At 72.6% G+C, this 23,983-nt stretch carries 20 protein-coding genes; 7 read left to right on the top strand and 13 right to left on the bottom strand.

The features are described 5' to 3' along the window. Positions 1–13: 13 nt before the first annotated feature. Both ACF07V_RS08330 and ACF07V_RS08325 read right to left on the bottom strand, forming a co-directional pair. On the bottom strand, positions 14–916 hold the full coding sequence (locus ACF07V_RS08330) for a diiron oxygenase (protein ID WP_392152310.1): 903 nt from the start codon (positions 914–916) through the stop codon (positions 14–16). Positions 917–1,116: 200 nt separating this feature from the next. Continuing rightward, positions 1,117–2,883, bottom strand: coding sequence for a S8 family serine peptidase (locus tag ACF07V_RS08325; RefSeq protein WP_392152308.1), 1,767 nt, complete (start codon positions 2,881–2,883; stop codon positions 1,117–1,119). 397 nt (positions 2,884–3,280) lie between these two features. Between ACF07V_RS08325 and ACF07V_RS08320 the strand changes: the two genes are divergently transcribed. Then, on the top strand, positions 3,281–3,643 hold the full coding sequence (locus ACF07V_RS08320; protein WP_392152306.1) for a DUF1304 domain-containing protein: 363 nt from the start codon (positions 3,281–3,283) through the stop codon (positions 3,641–3,643). After that, complete coding sequence (locus ACF07V_RS08315; RefSeq protein WP_392152305.1) at positions 3,640–4,206, top strand: TetR/AcrR family transcriptional regulator; 567 nt, start codon at positions 3,640–3,642, stop codon at positions 4,204–4,206. The genes ACF07V_RS08320 and ACF07V_RS08315 overlap by 4 nt, the downstream gene beginning before the upstream one ends. A 38-nt stretch (positions 4,207–4,244) precedes the next feature. Here the strand turns inward: ACF07V_RS08315 and ACF07V_RS08310 are convergent, their stop codons facing one another. Next, on the bottom strand, positions 4,245–7,223 hold the full coding sequence (locus ACF07V_RS08310) for a carbohydrate binding domain-containing protein (RefSeq protein WP_392152303.1): 2,979 nt from the start codon (positions 7,221–7,223) through the stop codon (positions 4,245–4,247). A 214-nt stretch (positions 7,224–7,437) separates the two neighbouring features. On the opposite strand from ACF07V_RS08310, the gene ACF07V_RS08305 reads away from it, so the two are divergent. Continuing rightward, the gene (locus ACF07V_RS08305; RefSeq protein ID WP_392152302.1) at positions 7,438–7,806 is read left to right on the top strand and encodes a YrdB family protein; all 369 of its coding nucleotides are present in this window, start codon (positions 7,438–7,440) and stop codon (positions 7,804–7,806) included. 6 nt (positions 7,807–7,812) lie between these two features. On the opposite strand, the gene ACF07V_RS08300 is transcribed toward ACF07V_RS08305, so the two are convergent. Beyond that, positions 7,813–8,268 (bottom strand): MarR family winged helix-turn-helix transcriptional regulator, encoded by a 456-nt coding sequence (locus tag ACF07V_RS08300; protein WP_392152300.1) that lies wholly within the window; start codon positions 8,266–8,268, stop codon positions 7,813–7,815. Positions 8,269–8,388: 120 nt separating this feature from the next. Between ACF07V_RS08300 and ACF07V_RS08295 the strand changes: the two genes are divergently transcribed. Further along, positions 8,389–9,858, top strand: coding sequence for an MFS transporter (locus tag ACF07V_RS08295; protein ID WP_392152299.1), 1,470 nt, complete (start codon positions 8,389–8,391; stop codon positions 9,856–9,858). 176 nt (positions 9,859–10,034) lie between these two features. Here the strand turns inward: ACF07V_RS08295 and ACF07V_RS08290 are convergent, their stop codons facing one another. Next, positions 10,035–11,039 carry an Lrp/AsnC family transcriptional regulator gene (locus ACF07V_RS08290; protein WP_392152297.1) on the bottom strand — a complete coding sequence of 335 codons (1,005 nt, stop codon included), beginning with the start codon at positions 11,037–11,039 and terminating at the stop codon, positions 10,035–10,037. A gap of 238 nt (positions 11,040–11,277) precedes the next feature. Here ACF07V_RS08290 and ACF07V_RS08285 point away from each other — a divergent pair, with 238 nt between their 5' ends. Both ACF07V_RS08285 and ACF07V_RS08280 read left to right on the top strand, forming a co-directional pair. Further along, complete coding sequence (locus ACF07V_RS08285) at positions 11,278–12,726, top strand: MFS transporter (RefSeq protein ID WP_392152295.1); 1,449 nt, start codon at positions 11,278–11,280, stop codon at positions 12,724–12,726. Continuing rightward, positions 12,723–13,907 (top strand): amidohydrolase, encoded by a 1,185-nt coding sequence (locus ACF07V_RS08280; protein ID WP_392152293.1) that lies wholly within the window; start codon positions 12,723–12,725, stop codon positions 13,905–13,907. Before ACF07V_RS08285 ends, ACF07V_RS08280 begins: the two co-directional genes overlap by 4 nt. A gap of 30 nt (positions 13,908–13,937) precedes the next feature. On the opposite strand, the gene ACF07V_RS08275 is transcribed toward ACF07V_RS08280, so the two are convergent. The 3 genes from ACF07V_RS08275 to ACF07V_RS08265 all read right to left on the bottom strand — a co-directional run bounded on the left by ACF07V_RS08275 (position 13,938) and on the right by ACF07V_RS08265 (position 16,929). Then, positions 13,938–14,894, bottom strand: coding sequence for an SMP-30/gluconolactonase/LRE family protein (locus tag ACF07V_RS08275; protein ID WP_392152292.1), 957 nt, complete (start codon positions 14,892–14,894; stop codon positions 13,938–13,940). Between the two features lie 125 nt (positions 14,895–15,019). Further along, positions 15,020–15,841 (bottom strand): VOC family protein, encoded by an 822-nt coding sequence (locus tag ACF07V_RS08270; RefSeq protein ID WP_392152290.1) that lies wholly within the window; start codon positions 15,839–15,841, stop codon positions 15,020–15,022. 107 nt (positions 15,842–15,948) lie between these two features. Further along, entirely contained in the window at positions 15,949–16,929 is a 981-nt protein-coding gene (locus ACF07V_RS08265) for a MerR family transcriptional regulator (RefSeq protein ID WP_392152288.1), read from the bottom strand. A 107-nt stretch (positions 16,930–17,036) separates the two neighbouring features. On the opposite strand from ACF07V_RS08265, the gene ACF07V_RS08260 reads away from it, so the two are divergent. Continuing rightward, a complete protein-coding gene (locus tag ACF07V_RS08260) occupies positions 17,037–18,536 on the top strand; it encodes an alpha/beta hydrolase (RefSeq protein WP_392152286.1) in 1,500 nt (499 codons plus the stop codon). A gap of 105 nt (positions 18,537–18,641) precedes the next feature. On the opposite strand, the gene ACF07V_RS08255 is transcribed toward ACF07V_RS08260, so the two are convergent. Genes ACF07V_RS08255 through ACF07V_RS08235 form a run of 5 tightly spaced genes read right to left on the bottom strand, consistent with a single transcriptional unit; the run spans position 18,642 to position 23,884 of the window. Then, on the bottom strand, positions 18,642–19,427 hold the full coding sequence (locus tag ACF07V_RS08255; RefSeq protein ID WP_392152284.1) for an ABC transporter ATP-binding protein: 786 nt from the start codon (positions 19,425–19,427) through the stop codon (positions 18,642–18,644). Next, positions 19,424–20,425, bottom strand: a complete 1,002-nt coding sequence (locus tag ACF07V_RS08250) for an ABC transporter ATP-binding protein (protein ID WP_392152283.1) — start codon at positions 20,423–20,425, stop codon at positions 19,424–19,426. The genes ACF07V_RS08255 and ACF07V_RS08250 overlap by 4 nt, the downstream gene beginning before the upstream one ends. Positions 20,426–20,430: 5 nt before the next feature. Continuing rightward, positions 20,431–21,300, bottom strand: coding sequence for an ABC transporter permease (locus ACF07V_RS08245; protein ID WP_392152281.1), 870 nt, complete (start codon positions 21,298–21,300; stop codon positions 20,431–20,433). Beyond that, complete coding sequence (locus tag ACF07V_RS08240; RefSeq protein WP_392152280.1) at positions 21,297–22,250, bottom strand: ABC transporter permease; 954 nt, start codon at positions 22,248–22,250, stop codon at positions 21,297–21,299. The genes ACF07V_RS08245 and ACF07V_RS08240 overlap by 4 nt, the downstream gene beginning before the upstream one ends. Beyond that, positions 22,247–23,884 carry an ABC transporter substrate-binding protein gene (locus ACF07V_RS08235; protein ID WP_392152278.1) on the bottom strand — a complete coding sequence of 546 codons (1,638 nt, stop codon included), beginning with the start codon at positions 23,882–23,884 and terminating at the stop codon, positions 22,247–22,249. The genes ACF07V_RS08240 and ACF07V_RS08235 overlap by 4 nt, the downstream gene beginning before the upstream one ends. Positions 23,885–23,983 lie beyond the last annotated feature (99 nt).

The raw sequence follows: 23,983 nt of genomic DNA, 5'->3' as shown, positions 1-23,983 counted from the left end.
CCGGGGGAGGGGGTCAGATGAGGTGCGCGCGCTTGTAGAAGAAGAGCGCGGGCCGGGTCAGCATCCCGACGTCGGCCAGGAACTCCATGAGGCCGGAGCAACTGGACCGCAGCTGCGCCTTGTAGTGCTCGTTGGCGGCCGCCTCGCGGCGGGCGCGCTCGGGGTCGAGTCCGGCCCGCACGTACACCTCCGGGTTCACCAGGCTGGTGATGATGTAGTACGCGGCGATGGCGACGACGAGGGACTGGAAGTGGCGGCGTGGCCTGCTCGCGCGGGCGAGGTGACGGCGCGTCTCGTCCCGGGCGAACTTCATGTGCCGGGACTCCTCGACGACATGGATGTTGTTGATGGTGCGGACGAAGGGGACGACCCGCTCGTCGCGCATCCAGTCGCGCTGCATGACGTCGAGGACCTCCTCGGCGACGAGGATGCCGGCGTACGCGGCCTCGCCGAAGCCGACGGTCTTCATGAAGCGCCCGAGTTCCAGCACGGCCCGCCTGGGCCGGTAGGCGGGGGCGCCGAGCTTCTGGGAGCCCCGGGCGAACATGATCGAGTGCCGGCACTCGTCGGCGATCTCGGTGAGCGCCCACTGGAAGCGGGGGTCGGTGTGGTCCATGAGGTAGATGTCGCGCAGCACCATCTGCTGGAGGATCATCTCGAACCAGATGCCGGTGCTGGCCACCGAGGCCGACTCCTGCCGGGTCAGCTCCTTGCGCTGCTCCTCGGTCATCTCCTGCCAGTAGGCGGTCCCGTAGAGGCTGTTCCACTCCGGGCTCTGGCCGTGGAAGTCCTTGTCGAGGGGGGTGTCCCAGTCGACCTCGGCGGCGGGGTCGTACGAGAGCTTGGCGGCCGACAGGAGCAGCCGCGCGGCGACGTCGTGGTCTTCGTTGTCGGGGCGAACGGTGCTGCTTGCCATGGTGCGGCTCCTCGGGGTCGCGCGGGCGGCTCGGGCGCTTGTTAGACATCGCGTCTAGCAAGCTTGTTAGACGGAACGTATAGCAAGGGCCCCCGGGAGGCCTACCCCTCGGTACGGACTTTCTTCCGCCGGAGTTACCCCGGGTACGCGAACGGGGCCGGAGCCGTGGCGGCTCCGGCCCCGTCCCGGGGTGCGCGGTGTCAGAAGGTCAGGTTCCAGGCGTCGATCCTGCCCGTGTCCTGGTTCGCGTTGTCGTTCACGCGGAGCTTCCAGACGCCGTTCGCGACCTCCGAGGAGGCGTCGACCGTGTACGTCTGGAGGATGTTGTCCGTGCCGCTGCCGGTCCGGTTGTGCAGGGTGTACACGGTGCCGTCCGGGGCCACCAGGTCGACCTTCAGGTCACCGATGTAGGTGTGCTTGATGTCGACGCCCACCTTGAGGGTGGCCGGTGCGTTGCCCGTCACGCCGCTGACCGTGATCGGGCTCTCGACGGTGGTGTTGTCCGCGATCGCGACGTCCGTGAGGTTCTCGAAGTACGCCCCGGCCGGCGGGGTGGAGCCGCCGACGGCCTTCAGGGCGTCCACGCGGCCCTCGCCGAAGAAGCTGTTCTTCGCCGTGGTGCCGGTGCAGCGGGCGTCCGAGGGGCAGGCCAGGTCGGTGGCCTGCTCGCCGAGCTTCGCCCGGATGTCCGCCGGGGTGTACGCCGGGTTGGCGCTCGCGAGCAGGGCCGCGACGCCCGCCACGTGCGGGGAGGCCATCGAGGTGCCGCTCAGGGAGGCGTACTTGCCGCCGGGGACGGTGCTGTAGACGGACTCGCCGGGGGCCGAGACCTCGATGATGTCCTTGCCGTAGTTGGAGAAGGACGCCTTGGAGGTGCCGCTGGTGCCGTTCGCCGCGACCGTGACGACGCCCGGCAGCTCGGCCGGGATGTCGAGGCAGTCGCTGGTGAGGGTCCGGGTGACCGGCGTCGAGTCGTTCGGGCTCGACGAGTCGGTGGTCTTGTTGGCGAGGTCGACATTGGAGTTGCCGGCCGCCGCGACCTGGAGCGAGCCCTTGCTCTCGGCGTAGGCCTGGGCGCGGCCCACGCCCTCCAGGATGGCCGCCTGGTCGACGTTGTTCGGGCAGTTGAACTGCCACGGGTCCGTGTAGTAGCTGTTGTTGGTGACCTTGAAGCCGTGGTCACCGGCCCACACGAGGCCGCAGATGGTGTTCTCCGCGAAGAACAGCGTGGTGCCGGGCTCGGCGATGCGCACCGAGGAGATCTTCACGCCCGGGGCGACACCGATGGCGCCCTTGCCGTTCTTGGCGGCCGCGACCGTGCCGGCGACGTGGGTGCCGTGCTGGTCGACGTCGCGCCAGGCCCCGGCCCGGGTGTCCGTCTTGCCGTAGGCGCAGGAGACCGAGTCGGCGGCGTTGAAGTTCGGCGCGAGGTCCTGGTGCTGGTCGTCGACGCCGGTGTCCAGGATGCCGACCTTGACCGAGGTGGAGCCCGGGTTGACGGCCCAGGCCTGGTCGGCCTTGATCTGGGTCATGTCCGAGCGGACGGGCTCCGTCGTGGGCGCGGCGGCCTGCGACGGGTTGGCCGGGAGCGCCGGGTTGTAGGCGTCGGCGGGGACGTCGGAGGTACGGGTCGCGCCGACCTTCTGGACGCCGGAGACGCCGCGCATCGTGGCGGCGAAGGAGGCGGAGGTCGAGTGCGCGACGATCACGCCGATCGCGTCGTACGAGGCGAAGACCGAGCCGCCGTTGCTCGCGACGGCGGTGCGGACGGCGGTGGTGTCGCCCGGGGTCGTGATGACCAGGTAGGCGCGGGTTCCGGCGGCCCAGGCGGCCGGGGCCGCGGCGTTCGAGGGGGCGCTCGCGGTGAACGCCGCGAGCGGCTCGTTGTCGAGCGGGGCGGCCTGGGCGAGGGAGACGGGTCCCGCGAGCGCCAGGGTCGTACCGAGGGCGGTCGCCGCGAGTCTCATGCGGCCGGATATGTGGGAAAACAATGCGTCCTCCGATGACCCGGTGGCGCGGGTGGCGCCGGCCGGGCCGTGTGATGTGTGGGGTGGACGCAAGATCCCAGACGGGCCGGGCGGAAGGAAGTGTTCTGTCCGAGAAGCCGGTTCGCGTTACACAGTGTTGACCTGTCCACGCCAGGAAGGGGGGTGTATCCCCCGATCTGCCCCTTCGCTCCCGAGGGGCGGAGTCGGGCGCTCGACGAGCTCCGCGGGCGGGCCTGGACCCGGCGCCCGCCAGCTCGGGCATGCCCGATTTCCTGGACAGGTGTCCATGAGCTCGGGCATGCCCGATTTCCTGGACAGGTGTCCATGTATGCTGGACATCTGTCCAGAAAATGTCGAGGCGATGAGGGAGACGGCGATGGAGACCGCGGCGAACGTACTGGTGGGCCTGGTGGCCGCCCTGCACGCGTACATCCTGGTTCTGGAGATGTTCCTGTGGGAGAAGAAGCCGGGGCGCGGACTGTCCGGCTTCGACGCCGACATGGCCAGGGCCACCGCGCCGCTCGCCGCCAACCAGGGCCTCTACAACGGCTTCCTGGCCGCGGGACTCGTCTGGGGCTTGATCGCGGAGGACCCCACGGGGTACCGGGTGAAGATCTTCTTCCTCGGCTGCGTGGTCGTCGCGGGACTGTACGGCGCCGCCACCGCGAACCGCCGCATCCTGTTCGCCCAGGCCCTGCCCGGCGCGCTCGCGCTCGGCGCGGTCCTCCTGGCCGGATGACGGACAAGCAGGGGGACCCCAGGGCCGCCCGCACCCGGGCCAGGCTGCGCCGGGCCCTCCTCGACGAGTGCGCGGAGCACCCGCTGGCCGAGGTGAGCATCGCCGCGCTCGTCCGCAGGGCCGGCGTCGGCCGCGCCACCTTCTATCTGCACTACGGCGACCTGGAGGCGCTCGCCGTCGACGCCTGCGCCGACGTCGTCCGCGAGGCGGTGGACGCCCTGCACGCCTGGCGCGGCACCCCCGATCCGGCGTCCCCGCCGCCCGCGCTCCTCGACTTCTTCGCCGGCCTCACCCCGCACGCGGCCCTCTACCGGGCCCTGTTGCGGCCGGGCGGCGGCGGACCGCTCGGTCTCGTGCTCCACCAGGACCTGCGCGCCCGCAGCCTCGCGGAACGCAGCCTGGTCGGCGCCCCCGAGCCGGCGCTGATCGCCTCGGCCGTGGCCGCGACCTTCGCGGGCGTGCTCGCCGACTGGCTGCACGGCCTCGTGGAGGGCACTTCGGACGACGTGGCCCACCGGATCTGGCGGCTGCTGATCCAGCTGCACCGCACACCGCTCTCCTAGCCGTACGGGGCGGGGGTGCCCGCCCCGTACGGGAACCCCTACTTGAGGTACGGGCCGGCCGCGCCGACCTTGCCGGGGCCGTTCAGGACGTACACCCGGAGGTTGCCCTTGCCGGGGGCGGCGACCGAGAGGGTGCCGTCGGCGACCGTCCGGACGTCGCCGGTGACGGCGTCGGTGTACGTGCCGTTCGGGACGCCCGTGAAGGTCGCGCCGCCCGAGACGGTGACGAGCGCGAAGCTGTCCGTCGAGCCGCTGGTGTAGCGGCGCTTGAACGCCATGCCGCCCGAGACGCCCTCGGTGGAGTACTGGCCCGTCTGGAGCGCCGGGATCGCCCGGCGGATCTGGTTCAGCCGCTGGACGTGCTTGACCAGGGGCTGTTCCAGGGTGGTCGCGACCTGGCCGCTCGCCGAGGAGACCTGGGAGAAGTTGGAGGCCGTGACGGAGCCGGCGACGTGATCGCCGAAGTAGGCACGGCCGGTGGTCGCGAGCGGGCAGGTCGGCCCGCAGTCGATCTTCTTCCCCTTCTGGAACTCGATCTCGGAGCCGTAGTACAGCGTCGGGATGCCGCGGAAGGTCCACATCAGGGACATGTTCTCGGCCCAGGCGTCGGTGCCGCCGGCGTACCGCTCGCTCGACTTGTTGGGGCCGTAGTCGTGGCTGTCGACGTAGACGACGTTGTAGGTGGCGTCGTTGTAACTGTCGTCGGAGTCCTTGCCGTTGGAGAAGGCGTTCTGCGCGTCGCCGAAGTTCATGTGCATGCGCATGTCGATGACGTTCATGCCGGAGAAGCGGCTGTGGTCGGGGGTGTGGTAGCTGTTCCCGGCGAGGAAGGCGTTGGTGGAGGTGGGCTGGTTGCCGGTGCCCTGCTGCTGCTCGTAGTCGTACATCTCGAGGGCGGCCCTGGCGTCGTCGGCGTCGTACTCCTTGCGCTCCTTCCAGGTGTAGAACTGCGCGGAGTGGTTGACCGAGCCGCGGTTCCACTTGTCGTTGACGAAGGCGGCGACCTCGCCGAAGACGAAGAAGTTCTTCGCCGCCTCGGCGCCGTGGCGCTGGGTGACCCGCTCCTGGATGGCGGGCAGGAAGCGGCGGTTCCAGGTGGTGCGGGGAATGTGCACGGCGGTGTCGACGCGGAATCCGTCGACGCCCATGTCGATGTACTTGTCGTAGGCGCCGATCAGGTAGTTCTGCACGGTCGCGTTCTCGGTGTTGAAGTCGGCCAGGTCCTCGTGCAGCCAGCAGGACCGCGCGTCCTCGCCCTCCCAGTTGCCGATCCAGCACTGGTGGTAGAGCTCCTTCGGGAACATGCCCGAAGTGGGGCTCGGCCACTGGCAGTTGTAGACCGTGTACCCCTCGGCGCTCTTCCCGCCGGTCGGCCTGCCCCAGTTCACGCAGGTGTTGCCGGTGGGCTCGGCCGTCGACCACAGGTCGCCGTTGTAGTACGACTTGCCGCTCTTCGCGTCGATCGTCAGGCCGTCGTACTCGAAGCCGGGCTGCTTCTCGTCGTAGTACCAGCTCCACTGGCTGTCCCGCACGCCGTACACGGTCGGGACGAAGAGGCCCTTGGCGCCCCAGCGGGAGGAGTGGTTGTAGACGACGTCCTGGTAGATCTTCATGCCCTTGGCGTGGGCGGCGTCGATCAGGTCCTGATAGGAGGCGCCGGCGGACTCCAGGCGCGGGTCGACCTTGTAGAAGTCCCAGCCGTGGTAACCGTGGTAGTCGTAGTCGGAGCGGTTGAGGACCACCGGGGTCACCCAGATCGCCGAGAACCCGAGGCCCTTGACGTAGTCCAGCTTCTGGATGAGGCCCTTGAAGTCGCCCCGGAACATGGGGTCGTCGTTGGCCGCGTTGCCCGACTTGGTGTGCTGGCTGCCGCCCCGGTTGTTCGACGGGTCGCCGTCGTTGAAGCGGGCGGTGAGGACGAAGTAGATCGGGTCCTTGCGCGGGTCGGTGCCGAGCGGCTTGCCGGTCGCGGGCGTGGCGGGCCTGTCGCCGGTGGTGGCGGTCGCGGCGGCCGAGGCGGCGGAGACGTTCCCGGCGGCGTCCACGGCCCGCACCGTGTAGCTGTAGGCGGTCCGCTCGGCGAGGCCGGTGTCGGAGTACACCGTGGAGCCGACGTCGGTCACGACGGTGCCGCCGCTGCCGCCGGTGCGCGTGACCTGGTACTTCGTGACGCCCCGGTCGTCGGTGGCGGGGTCCCAGCCGAGCAGTACGGAGACGCCGTCCGCGGTCGCCGTCAGACCGGCCGGGGCGGTGGGGGCCCGGGTGTCGGGCGGGGTCGCGGCGCACGGGTCGGCGGCGTTCGCCGTCACCACCCGGTTCCGCACGGTGGAGACGCCCGCGCCGATCGTGTAGTCGGAGCCGCCGTTGTTGTCCCAGGTGCCGTTGCCGTTGTTGAAGGCGGCCTTGAGGGAGGCGGCCGACCCGAGGTCGATCTCCCGCTTCCACCAGCCGGCGCAGGCGGCCTGCATGCCGACGCCCGGGACGGCGGTCCAGGCGCCACCCGCGGGCTGGTAGTGGATGTTGGCGGTGGACCAGCCGAGCGCCTCGGTGGAGTAGTAGACCGTCGCCTTCGCGGCGGGGGTGGGCGTGGTGGCCCCGCAGGGGTCGGAGTGGGCGACGACCCCGTCCTTGACGGTGATGTTCCCCGTCCCCAGGGCGTAATTGGCGCCGCCGTTGTTGTCCCAGGTGCCGCTGCCGTTGTTGAAGGTGGCCTGGAGTCCGGCGGCCGTGCCGAGGCTGACGGTCTTCTTCACCCAGTCCGTGCAGGCGGGCTCCATGGCGACGCCGGGGACCGTGGTCCAGGATCCGCCGTCGGGGGCGTAATGCAGGTTGTACGCGGGCCAGTTCTTCGTCTTCGTCCAGTAGAAGACCGTCGCGGTGTTCTCGGCGCTCGCCGCGACCGGGGCGGTCCTGGGCGAGGGGTCGGCGGGTGGCGCGGCGAGCAGGCCGAGGAGGCCGGCGGCCACGGCCAGGACGGCCACCGGGCGTCCGGGCAGCGGTACGGGGATGCGGCTCATCTGATTCTCCAGGCGGAGGCGCGTTCCGTTCGGGCCGGTTGGGGCGAAGGGGATCGGCGCCGATGGAAACGCTGTCGGAAAGTTTCTGAAACATCTTGCGTCGGGCGGAAGTTACCGCCGCCGGGACCCGGAGGTAAAGACTTCTGACGGAAGCGGCGTTCGGGGTCTACGCTCGGGCCGTCCCGCACGTGTGATCGACGTCGAGAGGTGTCCGATGAAGCTGCCCGCCCCGCTGCACGTCTTCAACGAGGGGCTGGCGTTCCTGCTCGAACTCGCCGCCCTGGCCGTGCTGGCCTGGTGGGGCTGGGAGAGCGTGGAGAACACGGCGCTCCGGCTGCTGTGCGCGATCGCCGCGCCGGCCCTCGCGGCCTTCGTCTGGGGCCTGTTCGCCGCGCCCAGGGCGCGGTTCCGGGTGCCGCTCGCGGCGGTTCTGCTCGTGAAGGTCCTGGTGTTCGGCGCGGCGGCGCTCGCGCTCCACGCCCTGGACCGGTCGGCGTGGGCCGCCGCCTTCGCCGTCGTGGCGCTCGTCAACACCGCCCTGGCGACGGCGGACCGGCAGGCCGCGATGCATCGCGGCGCGTGAACCGGGCTACGGTCGGGGCCAGGGCCGGCCTTCGAGCCGCTCGATGTCCCGGTTGAAGCGTTCGAGGTAGGCGGCGAAGCGGGTCACGTCCTCGGGTGACCAGTCCTCCAACACCCGTTCCAGGCCTTCGACGTTCGAGGTGCGGTCGGCCTCCAGGCGGCGCTCGCCCTCCTCGGTGATGCGGAACTTGCGGGCGATGCCTCCGTCCGGATCCGGGATGCGCTCCACGACCCCGGCGCGCAGCATCGCGGCCGTCTGCCGGTTGAGGGTGGAGGCGTCGAGGCCGAAGGCCTCGCTGAGCTGACCGATGGACATCGGCCCGTGCATACGGATGCGGGTGAGGAGCACGTACGCGCTGCGGTCGAGCTGGCCGCCGGCCGCCCGGGAGCGGGGTCCGTACAGGAGGGCGTGCCGTCCGATCAGCATGCTCTCGAACTCGACCAGGTGGGTGGGCTTGTCCATGAGGGCATTCTCTCCTGTCCCCGAGTCATGTGCATCCTACACGGCTTGTGCATCATGCAATCGATGTGCATGATGCATAAGGCAGTTCCGCACAACCGCAGAAAGCACGAGGGAGAACCCGTGGACGGCTCCAAGCCCGACGCCCGCCCCGGCGGCGTCGTCGGCGTCCTCGCCATGGCCGGCATCGTGGCCGCACTCATGCAGACCCTGGTGGTGCCGCTCATCGGCGACCTCCCCAGGCTGCTCGACACCAGCGCGTCCGACGCCTCCTGGGTGATCACCGCCACCCTCCTCGCCGGAGCCGTGGCCACCCCCGTCGCCGGCCGGCTCGGCGACACCCTCGGCAAGCGGCGCGTCCTGCTCGCCTCCGTCATCCCGCTCGCCGCCGGCTCGGTCGTCTGCGCGCTCGCCTCCTCCCTCGTCCCGATGATCGTCGGACGCGGACTCCAGGGCCTCGGCATGGGCGTCGTACCGCTCGGCATCAGCCTGCTCCGTGACGTCTCCCCGCCCGAGAAGCTCGGCGGGTCCATCGCCCTGATGAGCGCCTCCATGGGCGTCGGCGGCGCCCTCGGCCTGCCCTTCTCCGCCGCAGTCGCCGAGAACGCCAGCTGGCAGGTGCTCTTCTGGGTCGCCGCCGGACTGAGCGTCCTGGTCGGCCTCCTGATCTGGCGCGTCGTCCCCGCCGGCCGCCGCGCCGCAGCCCCCGGCCGCTTCGACGCGCCGGGCGCCCTCGGCCTCGGCGTCGGGCTCGTCGCCCTGCTGCTCGCCGTGTCCAAGGGCGCGACCTGGGGCTGGAGCAGCGCCACCACCCTCGGCCTCTTCGCCGTCGCCGCCGTCGTCCTGCTCGGCTGGGGCGCCTGGGAGCTGCGCACCCCCGACCCGCTCGTCGACCTGCGGCTCACCGCCCGCCCGGTCGTCCTGATGACGAACGCGGCCTCGATCCTGGTCGGCTTCGCCATGTACGCGCAGTCGCTGGTCGTCCCCCAGCTGTTCCAGCTGCCCGAGGCGACCGGGTACGGCCTCGGCCAGTCGATGATGGCCATGGGCCTCTGGATGGCCCCGGCCGGTCTCATGATGATGATCCTGGCGCCCCTCGGCGCCAAGCTGTCGGCCGCCCGCGGTCCCAAGGTCACGCTCTCCGTCGGCGCGCTCGTCATCTCCGCCGGTTACGGCTCCTCCCTCGCCCTGATGGGCTCCACCTGGGGCCTGCTCACCGTGACCCTCATCTGCAACACGGGTGTGGGACTCGCCTACGGGGCCATGCCCGCGCTCATCATGGGCGCGGTGCCGCAGGAGGAGACCGCCTCGGCCAACAGCTTCAACACGCTGATGCGCTCGATCGGCACCTCCGTCTCGGCCGCCGTCATCGGCGTCGTCCTCGCGCAGATGACCACCACCCTCGGCGGCCACGCGCTGCCCTCCGAGGACGGCTTCCGCGCCGCGATGCTCATCGGCTGCGGCGTCGGACTCGTGGCCGCGGTCGTCGCCGCGCTGATCCCCGCGAAGGCGGCGGCACCGGCCTCCGGCGAGGCCCGGGACGCCGGGCCCGGGGCCGGTCCGCGCACGGCGTCGCAGGCCACCACCGCCTGACCTCGACCGGGGCGGGCCGCCGCGGGGTACGTGGGGACGGCCCCGCGGCGGCGCAGCCCCCGCCCGGCGCGCGGAACCGCGGAGGCGCGCGCCGGAACCCGGAGGGCCCCGTCGGACGCGGAGACGCGACCGACGGGGCCCTCGCGGGTGTCCGGGGCCGCGGAGCGGGCCGCTCCTCAGCCCTGGACCGCCGTGAAGCCCGCCCTCTTGTAGGTCCGCATCAGCAGCGCCGTCTCCGTCGACGTCACGCCCTCCAGGCGGGCGAAGACCCGGGCCGTGAACTCCTGGAAGTCCCGGGTGTCGCGATGGCTGGAGTAGCCGAGCAGGCTCGTCCCGCCGCTCGTGACCACCAGGTGCCGCAGGGCCGGCTCCCGTGCGAGCAGCCGGATCGCCGGGTCCAGCTCCCGGTGCGGCACTCCGAGCCGGAACCGCGCCTCCACCGGATAACCGAGAACGGCCGGGTCGGCGTGCAGTCGCAGATGCAGCACGTGCGAGGCCGTCAGCCGGGCCAGGCGCCGCCGGGCCGTCGTCTCGCCGACGCTCAGCTCCCGGGCGAGACGGGTCGTCGACATACGGGCGTCGCGCCGGAGCAGCTCGACGAGCCTCCGGTCGAGCTCGTCCACGACCGGCGGCTCCGGGAGCGCGGTGCCCTCCATGGCGTGCCGCCGTACCTCCGTGGGCTCGTCGTCGTACGGTGCCCAGTCGCTGGCCGTGAGCAGCAGCCGGAGCACCACCGCCGAGTGGAGGTCCACGACCCCGTCGAGCCGGCCGATCACCGTGTCCACGAGGGTGAGCAGCGCGTCATGGCCCGCCGCCTGGAGCTCGACGAACACGTCGAGCGCCCCGGTGGCGACCTCCACGGACCGCGTCTCCTCCAGGGCGGCGAGCGTCAGAGCCACCTCGTGGACGCGGCCCGGAGCGCACCGTACGGCGATCTCCGCCGTCACCCCCTCGTACTGGTACTCGGGGACGAGCGCCGCCACGAACGCGACCCGCCCGTCGGCGGTCATCCGCTCCAGGCGGCGCGCGACGGTCCGCTCGTGCGCCCCGACCGCGGCGGCCACCTCCGCGAACGGCGCCCGGGGATCGCGGTGCAGGACCTTCAGGATCCCGTGGTCCAGCGCGTCGAGGCCGGCGCTCTCGCCCCGGCCGCCTCCGCCGTCGTGCCGCTCCGCCGCCATCAGGCCCCTTCTCCTCCCGGTCGCGTGCCCGCCCGAAGGCGCCCCGCTCGACCTCCTCGTGCCCGAATCCGCCGCGGACCCCCCACCCGCTGCCGCATTCGGCCGTCTTCACCCTCAACTCTTGCCCGAAGTGCCGTTCGCTCGCCACATTGTGGTGCATCTTCCGCCCCGTACCCCCAGTCGGGCGGCCCCCCTTCCCCTGCCCAGCCCCCGCGGCCCTCCCGAAGAGGTAGTACGTATGACGGACGCCGGTACCCGCACCGCCCCCGTACACAGAAGAGCCGTACGACCCGTCCCCGCAGGCGCGGTCATCGCCTCGGTCGCGCTCGTCGAGCTCTCCAGCGGCATCACCCAGGGCTTCCTCTCGCCGCTGCTCAAGGGGCTCACCGACACCCTGAAGGTCACCGCGGCCGACCTGAACTGGATCAGCATCGCGAACCTGCTCGCCAGCGTCGCCTTCACGCCGGTCCTCGCCCGCATGGGCGACCTCTACGGTCACCGCCGCATCCTGCGCTGGAACCTCGCCCTCGTGCTCGCCGGTTCCGTCCTCGTCGGCCTGAGCCGCTCCTTCCCGGTGCTGCTCGCCGGGCAGATCCTCCAGGGCGCCCTCGCCGGGTTCTTCCCGCTCCTCGTCGGCATCCTCCGCAACCGCCCCGACGGCGGCGACGCGGCGGAGAGCCGCCGGGGCATCAGCCACATGGTCGCCGCGCTCATCGGCGGCCTCACACTGGGCCTGCTGACCAGCGGCATCATCGCCGGCTCCGTCGACAGCCCGACGGCGGCCCTCTGGGTGCCCGCCATCGGCGTGACGCTGGCCCTCGTCGTGACCTGGCCGCTGCTCCCCGAGTCCCAGGACCGCCCCGGCGGCTCCGTCGACTGGGCCGGGGGAGCGCTGCTCTCCCTCGGACTCGTCGCCCTGATGCTCGCGCTCGGCCTCGGGGGCACCCCCGGCTGGGAGTGGACGTCCACCCGGACCCTCGCCACCCTGGCCGGCGGCGTCCTCGTCACCGCCCTGTGGGTGCTCGTCGAACTCCGTACCGCGGAGCCCATGATCGACGTGCGGATGTTCCGCCTCCGCAACGTGGTCGTCGTCTCCCTGGTCACCCTCACGTTCAGCTTCAGCTTCTTCGGCCTCCAGGTCGCCCACTCCGTCTTCCTCGGCACCAGCCCCGCCGAGACGGGCTACGGCTTCGGGTACGGACCCGTCGCCATCAGCCTCGCGCTGCTCCCGAACCTGCTCGCCATGGCCGGTGGCGCCCTCCTCGCCCCCGCCGTCGCGGCCCGCATCACCGACCGGCTCACCCTCGTCACCGGCTCCGCCCTCATGGCCGTCGGGTACGGGACCGTGCTCGCCGTCCACACCTCCGCGCCGCTCTTCTTCCTCGGCACCGCCCTCGCCGGTCTCGGCACCGGCTTCCTCCAGCACTCGACGCGCACGCTCGCCGTGGAGTCCGTCCCCCACGACCGGACCTCCGTCGGCTCCGGCATCAACGAGCTGATCATCAACGTCGGCGGCTCGCTCGGCGCCGCGGCCGTCCTGACGGTCTTCGCCGGACACACCCCGGCCGGCCGCGCCCTGCCGGACCTCGGCGCCTACACCACCTCCTGGGTGCTGTGCGTCGCGGTCTGCCTCGTCGGCGCCGCCGCCTCGCTCCTGTACCGCACCCCCACCGAGGACGCCCGATGACGACGACCACCACCGCCCGCGACCACAGCCGGGCAGCCCTGACCCGCCACCAGGACGCGGTGATCGGGCTCAGCCACGCCCTGCACGCCGACCCCGAACTCGCCTACGAGGAGCACCGCGCGGCCCGCCGCATCAGCGACCTCGTCGAGCGCGCCGGCTTCGACGTGACCCGCGAGGCGCACGGACTGCCCACCGCCTTCCGCGCCACCGCCGGCACCGGTGACCTGGTCGTCGCGATCTGCGCGGAGTACGACGCGCTCCCCGGGATCGGCCACGCCTGCGGCCACAACGTCAACGGCTCGGCCTCCGTGGCCGCCGCCCTGGCCCTCGCACCGCTCGCCGACGACCTCGGCCTCACCGTCGCACTCCTCGGCACCCCCGCCGAGGAATCGGGCGGCGGCAAGGTCGACATGCTCCGCGCCGGGGCCTTCGACGACGTGGCCGCCGCCATGATGGTGCACGCCGCGCCGCAGGACGCCGTGGGCCTCTCCACCCTGGCCATCAGCAGCCTCTCCGTCGCGTACTCCGGGGTCCCCGCGCACGCCGCGGCGATGCCGCACCGGGGCGTCAACGCCGCCGACGCGATGATGATCGCCCAGGTCGCGATCGCCGCCCACCGTCAGCAGATGGTCCCCGGGGCCGTCGTCTCCGGCGTCGTCACCTCCGCCGGCGACGCGGCGAACGTCATCCCGGACCGCGCCACCGCGACGTACGACGTCCGCGCCGGCACCAGCGAGGAACTCGCCGCACTCCAGGCTCGGGTGCGGGCCTGCTTCGAGGCCGGAGCGCTCGCCACCGGCGCCGAGCTCCTCCTGGAGACCGTCGGCAACGACTACGCCGACCTCCGCCAGGACCTCGCGATGGGCCGGAGCTACCAGGCGGCCGCCGAGGCCCTGGGCCGCACCGTCCTCCCCAACGACCCCGGTCTGCGCGGGGGCTCGACCGACATGGGGAACGTCTCCCACCTCGTCCCGACCATCCACCCCTCCATCGGGTACGACTGCGGCGACACGATCATGCATCACCCGGACTTCACCCGGTACGGCACCACGGCCGCAGCCGACCGTGCCGTCCTCGACGGCGGCCTGGCGATGGCGTGGACCGCGATCGACCTGGCGACCGACCCGGTCCAGCGCGAGCGGCTCCTCGCCCGCGTCGCCGCCCGCGCCACCGCGAACTGACCGCCGTCCGGCCGCGGTCCGGGCCGTGCCTCAGGCCGCCGTGTCCAGCCAGGGCCGGCGGCCGGGGCCGGTCGGGTGGGTGCCCGTGACGGCCATGACCACCGAGTAGAGGCTGGTCTCTGCGGCGAGGAACAGACGGTTGCGCTTGGCGCCGCCCCAGGAGATGTTGGCGACCGCCTCGGGGACGCGCAGCCGCCCGATCAGGGTGCCGTCGGGGTCGTAGCAGTGCACCCCGTCGTCCATCGCGGCCGCCCAGAGCCGGCCGCCGTCGTCGAAGCGGAGATTGTCGAAGCGGGCCTTCTCGCGGGCCGAAGCGTCGGCGAAGACCTTGCCGTCGGAGAGCGTGCCGTCCTCGCGCACGTCGAAGACGCGGATGAAGCCGGCCCGGGTGTCGGAGACGAACAGCTGCTTCTCGTCGTGGGAGAAGACGAGACCGTTCGGCGCGCCGAACCCGTCGGCGACCAGGCGCACTTCGCCGCTGTCCGGGTCGACGCGGTAGACGTTGTTGGAGCCGATCTCGCTCTCCGCGCGGTAGCCCTCGTAGTCGCTGGTGATGCCGAAGTCCGGGTCGGAGAACCAGATCGAGCCGTCGGACTTCACCGCCGCGTCGTTCGGGCTGTTCAGCCGCCTGCCCTGCCAGCGGTCCGCAAGCACGGTGACGGTGCCGTCGTGCTCGGTGCGCGTCACGCGCCGGTTGCCCTGCTCGCAGGTGACGAGACGGCCCTGCCGGTCGAGGGTGTTGCCGTTGGTGTGCCCGGCCGAGCGGCGGAAGACGGCGACGGAGCCCGTCTCCTCGTCCCAGCGCAGCATCCGGTCGTTGGGGATGTCGCTCCACACCAGCTGCCGCCAGGCCGGCACGTAGACCGGCCCTTCGGCCCAGCGGCAGCCGGTGTGGAGGACCTCCAGCGCCTCGTCGCCGTTCATGCACCGTCCCGTACGGAACCGCTCGTCGAACATCTCGTACAGCCCCGGGCCCTCGCTGCTCATGGGCTCTCCCCTTTCGCCAGTCACCATGTGCCGAACCTGATCCTGTGCAAGATGCAGATTGCAGGATCATCTACGGTCCACACAAGGAACTTTCGAACGGAGAGCTGTGGATCACACGATCCGGATCACCCTTCGTCCTCCGCCTCCACCGCGAACAGCGCCCCCTCCGGATCGCGGACCACCAACCGCCGCTCGTCGTCGCCGCCCGGCGGCCGCATCCCCGCCCACTCGCCGCCCGGCACCACCGAACCCCCGTGCGCCACGACCGCCTCCCGCGCCGCCGCCAGATCCCGCACCCGGAACCGGACCAGCCAGCGCGGCCGCAACTGCGGGCGGGGGGACTCGGATTCGACCGGCCCGCTGTCGAGCCGGGCCACGGCCTCGCCGTTCCGCCGCAACACCACCCCCTCGTGCTCGTACGACACCTCGGTGCCGCCGGCGCTCGCATCCGCCCAGCCGAGGACCCCGCCGTAGAACACGGCCGCGTCGAACGCGTCACGGGTGTGCAGCTCCACCCAGGCCGGCGCCTGCCGCTCGCCGACGTGCCAGCGCGAGACCAGACGCCCCTCCCACACGCCGAAGACCGCACCCTCCAGATCCGTCGCGAGCGCCGCCCGGCCCCGGGGCGGATAGGCCAGCGGCCCCACCCCGACCGTGCCGCCGCGCTCCCGGATCCGCGCCACCGCGGCGTCGGCGTCGTCGACGGCGAAGAACACCGTCCAGGCCACCGGCCCCGCCGGCTCCGCGGCCAGCGCCGCGATCCCCGCCACCGGCACCCCGTCCCGCTCACCCACCATGTACGCGTCGCCGAAGGCGCCCCGCCGGAACGTCCACCCGAGCACCGCCCCGTAGAAGCGCTGCGCCGCCTCCAGATCGTGTGCGGACAGATTCAGCCAGCACGGTGCTCCCACCGCGTCCCCGGTCGTCGGCCCCGACACCGGCACCACCTCCTCGTCGTCCTGAGTCCGTGCGCCCTTTCCCCGCCCCGACGACGACCACACCCCGGGTACGCCGAACGGCTCAGCGGGCCGCGCGGGAGGCGTAGGAGATGACGTCAGGCGGCCGGGCCGTGGACCTGGTCCCCGAGGGCCACCGTGAGGTGGTGGTGGAGGAGGCCGAGGGCCGGCTCGTCCGGGGCGAACAGGCCGGCGGCCAGCTTCCAGTACCGGGGGAGCACCGGGCTGTCGTCCAGGGCGAGCAGCCCGACCAGCCGGCGACGGAAGTCCGGTGTGTCCGGCTCCCCGCGCGCGTGGGCGTAGGCGGAGACGAAACAGTCCAGCGCCCCGCCGTCCTGCGGCGCCCGTCCGGCCAGCACCTCGGCCGAGGCGAGCCCGTAGGCCTCGGCGAGGCCCTCGTAGAGCACGACCGGACGGTACTCGCCGTCCGGAAGCGGCGGCGCGGGCCGGAACTCCGGCCGTTCGAGGCGCGGGTCGGTGACGAGCGCGTGCAGCCGGGCGAACGCGAGGACGTCGTCGGCGCCGGGCTCGTCCGGCGGGCTCGGCACCACCGCGTCGAGGACCGTGGACACCAGCCGCCCCGGCAGCCGAGCCGGCAGGGCCCGGCGCCAGAACCGGACCAGGGCGTCCGTGTCCGGCGGGACGGGCAGGGCGCCGAGCAGCCGCAACCGCTCGGCACGCTCCCCGGCGGCGCAGTCCCGGAGCAGCTTCAGCGAGGCTTCCTTCCAGCGCAGCGCCACCAACTGGGAGCCCACGTACCGTAGTTGCCCGGCCACGGCCTCCTCGAGGGCGTCGTCGGCACCGTCCCGCTCAAGGACCCGCTCCACCTCGGGAACCGGCAGGTCGAGGGAGCGCAGGGAGCGGATGAACCGCAGCCGGTCGAGGGCCTCGGCCCCGTATCGGCGATGCCCCCCGGAACTCCGGGCCGCCTCGGGCAGCAGCCCGCGATCGGAGTAGAACCGTACGGTCTTGACGGTGACACCCGCCCGCGCGGCCAGCTCCCCGATGCTCCACAGACCGTCGGACAACACCGGGCGCACCTCCTTGAGCGGGACCCGGACGACTCCGGGCACCGCCATTCTGACGTCCCGCCGACACCCACCCCGAACAACTCCCTTGAATCTCCCGCAGGGGGAGTTCCTAGCGTGACCGCGAGACATTCCCCGGAAGAGACGAGGAGACGGTCATGACGGCTTTCGTGCTGGTGTCGGACACCTTCACCGGTGGCTGGGTGTGGGAGGAGACCGCCGCCCGGCTGCGGGCCGCGGGAGCGGAGGCGTACCCCGTCAGCCTGACCGGAACGGGGGACCGGCGCGCCGAGGCCGGCCCCGGGACCGGTCTGGAGACGCACATCGAGGAGCTCACCGGGCTCGTCGACGGGATCACGGACGACGAAGTGGTCCTCGTGGGCCACGGATACGGCCTGTACCCGGTGGTCGGCGCCGCGGACCGGAGGGCCGGGCGCGTCGCCCGGATCGTCTCCGTGGACACGGGACCCCCGCAGGGCGGCGACGCCGCCGCCGGCTCCGTACCCGACCCGGAGGTCCGCGAGCTGCTCGCCGCACGGCCCGCCGCCCCCGTCCCGCCGCCGGCGCCCGGCGCGTGGTCGCGGTGGGGCAGCGTCGAGGGGATCCCCGCCCAGGCCCTCGCACGTCTGGAGCGCGAGGCCGCGCCCCAGCCGGCCGGGACCCTCACCGAGCCGCTCCGTCTGACCGGCGCCGCGGCCGCCCTGCCGACCACCGGGATCCTGTGCGCCGCGAACGGGCAGAGCATCGCCATGGTCGAGGTGGCGGTCGCCTCGGGCCCGCCCCAGTTCCGGATGTTCACCGAGGACCGGTTCCGCTTCTTCGAACTCGCCACCGGACACTGGCCGATGCTCTCCGCGCCCGGGGAACTGGCCGAGGTGCTGCTGCGCGCGGCGGCCGGCGAGGGCCACCGGGTGACGGCGCCCGAGGACGGGCACGAGCAGCCGTCCCACCTCCTGCCCTTCCTCCTCGACCTGCCGGAGGGGCCGCGCGAGCGCGTCGGGAGGGTCGACCTCCACCTCCCGGACGGCGAAGGGCCCCGGCCGGCGATCGTCTTCGTCCACGGCGGCCCCATCGCCACCGACCAGCGGCCCACTCCGCGGGACTCGGCGTTCTTCCTGGGATACGGCCGCTACGCGGCGAGCATGGGCGTCGTCGGAGTCACCCTGGACCACCGGCTCCACGCCCTCGGCGACTACCCGCGGGCCGCCCAGGACCTGGCCGAGGCCGTCGAGCTGGTCCGCGCCGACCCGCGCGTGGACGGGGACCGGATCGCGCTCTGGTTCTTCTCCACCGGTGGGCCGCTCGCCGCGGACTGGCTCGCCGCACCCCCGTCGTGGCTGCGGTGCGTGGCGGCGAACTACCCGGCCATGGCGCCGCTGCCCGGCTGGGAGACGGTGGAATCCCGCTTCCGTCCCGTCGACACCGTCGGCACGGCGGACGGGCCGCCGGTCGTCCTCACCCGCGCCGGTCTGGAGCACCCGGTCTTCACGGCGACCGTCGAGGCGTTCCTCACCGCAGCGAAGGAGCGCGGGGCCGACGTCGAGGTCGTCGACGCGCCGCACGGCCACCACGCCTTCGAACTGGTCGATCCCACCGACGAGTCCCGCGCGGTCGTGGAGCGGTCGATGCGCGCGGTCCTCGCACGGCTGGGGGACTGACGCGCGAGGGCCTGTCGTCACCTTCCCGGCGCGGGGCGGACGGGAAGGTGACGACAGGCCCCGGGCCGCGCGCACCGGGACCACCGGAAGCGCGCGGCCCGCACCTCAGGCCGCCGGCCGCCGGCGGCGGGGCACGGAGTCCAGGAGGAGCCGGGTGTACGGGTGTTCCGGCGCGTCCAGGACCTGCGTGGTCGGTCCCGTCTCCACGACCTGGCCGGACTTCAGGACCATGACCTCGTCCGCGATGTGACGGACCACCGCGAGGTCGTGGGTGACGAAGAGATAGCCGATGCCCGACTCGCGGCGGATCGTGCCGAGGAGTTCGAGGATCTGCGCCTGGATCGACACGTCGAGCGCGGCGACCGCCTCGTCGAGGACGAGGACCCGGGGCTTGACCGCGAGGGCGCGGGCGATCGCCACGCGCTGACGCTGACCGCCCGAGAGGCCCCGGGGCAGGGCCGAGGCCTCGCGGGCGCCGAGACCGACCTGGTCGAGGAGCTCGTCGACCCGGGCCCGGCGGCCCGCCCGGTCGAGGTCGGTGTGCAGGCGCAGGACCTCGTCCAGGCAGCCCTCGACGGTGATCCGGGGGTCGAGCGACAGGTACGGGTCCTGGAAGACCATCTGGATGTCCCGGGCCCTGGCGAGCCGTTCGGCCCGGCCGCGGGGCCGGGCGGAGCGGTCCTGGCCGTCCAGGTGGACCGTGCCGCCGTCGGGGCGCTCCAGACCGACGAGCATCCGGACCGTGGTGGTCTTGCCGCTGCCGGACTCCCCGACGAGGGCGAGCGAGGAGCCGGGCGCGAGGGCGAAGGACACGCCGTCGACGGCCGTGTGGTCCCCGTACCGCTTGCGCAGGCCCTCGACGACGAGGCCCTCCTTCGGCGTGGCGGTCACAGCGTGATCCCTTCTTCGGCACGGTGGCAGGCGGCGAGCCCGTCGCCGTGGCGTACGAGCACGGGCGTCTCCTCGGTGCAGCGCGCCAGCGCGTGGGCGCAGCGCGCGGCGAACGAGCAGCCGGGCGGCGCCTCCGCGAGGGAGACGGGGCGTCCCGGGATGGGCCGGGGGGCCGGCGCGTCCGGTTCGAGACGCGGGGTGCAGGCGAGCAGGCCCGCGGTGTACGGGTGGCGGGGCCGGTCGAACAGTTCGTCGGTGGACCGGGTCTCCACGATCCGGCCCGCGTACATGACGTACACCCGGTCGCAGATGGCGGAGGCCAGTTCGAGGTCGTGGGTGACGAACAGCATGCCCGTGCCCCGCTCGGCCCGCAGCCGGGCCAGGATCGAGATGACCTCGGCCTGGGTGGTGACGTCGAGCGCGGTCGTCGGTTCGTCGGCGACGAGGAGGGCCGGCTCGCTCGCGAGGGCCGCCGCGATGACGACCCGCTGGAGCATGCCGCCGGAGAACTGGTGCGGGTGGCGGCGCAGGGCGCCGCGCGGGTCGCGGATGCCGACGGCGTCGAGGAGTTCCTCGGCGCGTGCGGTCGCCTCGGCGGCCGGCGTCCCGGCCGCGCGCAGCCCCTCGGTGAGGAAGTCGCCGACCCGCCGCAGCGGGTTGACGGAGGCGCGCGGGTCCTGGAAGACCATGGAGACCTGCCGGGCCCGCAGTGCGGTGAGCTCGGCGCGGTTCATCGTGAGGACGTCCCGGCCGGCGACCCGGACCTGGCCCTCGGTGCGGGCGCCCCCGGGCAGCAGCCCGAGGACGCTGCGGCAGGCCACGGACTTGCCGGAGCCGGACTCGCCGACCAGGCCGACCGTCTCCCCGGGCCCGACCGTCAGACTGATCCCGTCCAGGATCGGCCGGGCGGCCCGGTCGCCGGCGAGGCGGACGCCGAGGCCCTCGATCTCCAGGACCGGCGCGGTCTTCGGAAGGGGTGCCTTCGACACCGTACTCATCGCGTTCACCGTTCCCGCTTCGCGATCCGGTCGGCGAGCCCCTCGCCGACGATGCCGAACGCCACCACGGCGAGCACGATGCACGCGGAGGGCGCGAGGGCCGGCAGCATCGCCCCCTGCAGGACGGCCGCCTGCCCCTCGTTGATCATGGCGCCCCAGTCGGCGGCCGGCGGCTGCACCCCGAAGCCGAGGAAGGAGAGCGCCGCCAGGTCCATCAGCGCGTACCCGAAGTTCATCGCCGACTGCGCGAAGACCGTCGGGGCGATGTTGGGCAGCAGATGGCGCACGCAGACGGTCCAGCCGGACCAGCCCTGCACCCGGTAGGCCTCGATGTACGGCCGGGCCTTCTCTTGCCGGGCGATGCCCCGGACGAGCCGGCCCACGTACGGGGTGTAGGCGACCGACATGGCGATCACGGGCGCGGTGAGCCCCTCGCCGACGACCGACACCAGAAGGATCGCGAGCAGCAGTCCGGGGATCGCGAAGACGAGGTCCATGGACCGGGAGAGCATCGTGTCCACCCAGCCGCCCCGCCAGGCCGCCACCACGCCGAGGAGCGTGCCCAGCAGCGTGGAGACGCCGACGACGAGCAGCGGCCCGAGCAGCCCGGTGCGGGCGCCGTGGAGCAGCCGGGACAGGATGTCCCGGCCCGACTGGTCGGTGCCGAGCAGATGGTCGCCGGTGGTGCCGACGAGACTCGCCGACAGGTCGAGCGCCTCGGGGTCGTACGGGGCGAGGACGGGCGCGAGCAGGGCGACCAGGACGAGCAGGGCGAGGACCGCGACGGAGACCGCGAAGAGCGGTCCCTGGCCGAACAGGCGCAGGGCGCGCAGCCCCGGCCTGCGGTACGGCACCGCGGAGGTGGTGGAGGTCATGAGGAGCCTTCCCCGAGGGAGAGACGGGGGTCGATGAGCGGGGCGAGCAGGTCCACGACGAGGTTGACGAGGACGAAGGCCGCCACGCTGAGGAGCGTGATCGCCTGCACGACGGCGAAGTCCTTCGCGGTGACCGACTGCACGAGCAGCGAGCCGAGGCCGGGGACGTCGAAGGCGGTCTCGACGATCGAGGTGGAGATGAGCAGACCGGCGAGCATCGTGCCGCCGACGGTGACGACGGGGCCGAGCGCGTTGCGCAGGACGTGCCGGCGGACCACGGACCGGCCCGCCACGCCCCGGGCGCGCGCCACCTCGACGTGCTCGCGCCCGAGTTCGTCGAGCATCGACGAGCGGGTCACCCGGGCGAGGAGTCCCGCGAAGGACAGCGCCAGGGCGAAGGCGGGCAGGGTCAGCTGGTACAGCCGGTCGGAGAGCCCCGCCGGGGTGCCGCCGCCCGGCCCCGGGAACCAGCCGAGCTGCACGGAGAAGAGCGAGACGAGCGCGATGGCCGTCACGAAGGAGGGCGTGGCGGTGGCGACTCCGGTGCCGATGAGCACCACCCGGTCCGGCAGGCCGGGGCGCAGCGCCCCGAGGATGCCGGCCGCGACCCCGAGCACCGCGACGAGCACGGCGGCATAGCCGACGAGCAGGGCGGTGCCGGGCAGCCGGGAACCGATGAGGGAGGCCACGTCCTGGTGGTACTGGGCCGAGCGGCCGAAGTCACCGGTCAGCACGCCGCCGAGCCACTTCGCGTACTGCGTGACCAGCGGGTCGTCGAGGTGGTGCTCCGCCCGCAGGGCCGCCACGGCCGCGGGGGTCGCGGGGCGGCCGTGCAGGAGGAACGACACCGGGTCGCCGGGGGCCAGGTGGACGGAGCCGAAGACCACGAGGGAGGTCACGAACAGCACCGCCGCCAGGCCGAGGAGCCGTCCGACGAGGTAGCGCGTCATCGCTGGGAGGCCCCGATCGTCGCGGCCCACGGGAAGTAGAGCTGGGCGATGCCGGTCGGCGCACCGGTGATCCGCTTGCCGAGGAAGACCGAGTAGGGCGCCTCGTACACGGGGATGACCGGCAGCTCGTCCATGGCGATCTTCTGGAGCTTCGCCGTGAGTTCGGCGCGCTTGGCGGGGTCGGGCTCGGAGTTGGCCTTGTCGAAGGCGACGTCGTACTCGGCCTCGGACCAGTTGCCGTAGTTCCCGAAGTCGCCGGTGCGCAGGTACTGGTAGAACTCCAGCGGGTCGGGCGTGTTGTCGTAGCCGTTGGTGATGACCAGGTCGAGACCCTCGCGCGCGTTCGGGTCGACGAAGATGCTGCTGTACGCGTCGGGCGAGACCGGCTTCAGCACGACGTTGAGACCGATCTGCCGGCCCGCGGCCTGGACGGCGTTGGCGACGACGCTGATCTCGGGCGCCAGGGTGCTGGTGACGAGGGTGATCGTCCGGCCCTTCGCGTGGGCCTCCTCGACGAGCTTCTTCGCGCCCTCGACGTCGTACGCGGGCTCGGGCAGCGTGTCGTAGAGCTCCGCCGTCTTCTCCGGGGCCAGCGCCCAGGCGCCGCGTGCGGCGGGGGCCTTGGCGGGGACGCCGACGCCGCCGGCCGCGGCCTTGATGATGTTCTTCCGGTCGAGGGCCATCGACAGGGCCTTGCGGACCTTGACGTTGGCGAGCGGGCCGTGGAAGTTCAGCACCGCGAGGTTCGCGGCGGCGGTGTTCGGGCCGAAGAGGAGCGAACCCTTGCCACCGGACTTCAGCTGGGCGAAGGAGGAGGACGGGACCAGGTAGCCGCCGTCGGCGCTGCCGGACAGGAAGGCGTTGGAGCGGGCAGCGGCGTCCTCGATGAAGGTGAACTTGACCTTCTCCGACTTGGGCGTGAGCGACTTGTCCCAGTAGGCGGCGTTCTTCTTGAGGGTGATGCTGTCGCCCTGGGCCCAGGAGTCGAGGGCGTACGGGCCGGTGCAGTTCAGCTTGCCCTTGGGCGTGCCGTAGTCCTTGCCCTCCTTGGCGAGGGAGGCGGCGCTCACGACGGTGCCGGGGGAGGCGGCCAGCAGCTCGTGGAAGAGGACGTCCTCCTTGCCGAGCCGGATCGTCACCTCCAGCGGGCCGGTCTTCTCGATGGCGTCGACGCTCTTGAACGCGGAGCCCCAGGGCGAGCCGGTCTTCGGGTCCATCTGGCGCTTGAGGGAGGCGACCACGTCGTCGGCGGTCATCGTGGTGCCGTCGTGGAACTTCACCCCGGGCCGGAGGGTGTAGACGAGGGTGCGCGGGTCGGGCTGCGCCCACTTCACGGCGAGGCCGGGCACGATCTTCATGTCGGGCGTGACCCGCAGGAGCTGCTCGCAGACATTGGCGAGGACCGTGTTCGGCGGGTAGTCGTACGCGAGGGCGTAGTCCAGCGTGTACGGCTCGGCGTAGAGGGACCAGGTGAAGGAGTCCAGCGGCCCCTGCGCGGCCGGCGAGGTGGGGCTGACCTTGAAGTTCGTGCCTCCGCCGGCGGCCGGCGGGTTCGTGGCGCCGGAGCAGGCGCTGGTGGTGGCCGCGAGGGCGGCGGTACAGACGAGAAGCGCGAGGGCTCTGGGCATGCGCATGGGGAGGGACCCACCCCTTTACAGGTGTAGTGACGGGCTCGGGGGGATGGAGCGAGTATTGGTGCGGGAACGTTCCCGCACAAGACCTGCAGCCGACTT

This window comes from Streptomyces sp. NPDC015661 (genome assembly GCF_043077765.1).
Classification (GTDB): Bacteria; Actinomycetota; Actinomycetes; order Streptomycetales; family Streptomycetaceae; genus Streptomyces.
The sequence above is the reverse complement of the archived record's forward strand: the minus strand, read 5'-3'. Positions and strand labels throughout refer to the sequence as shown.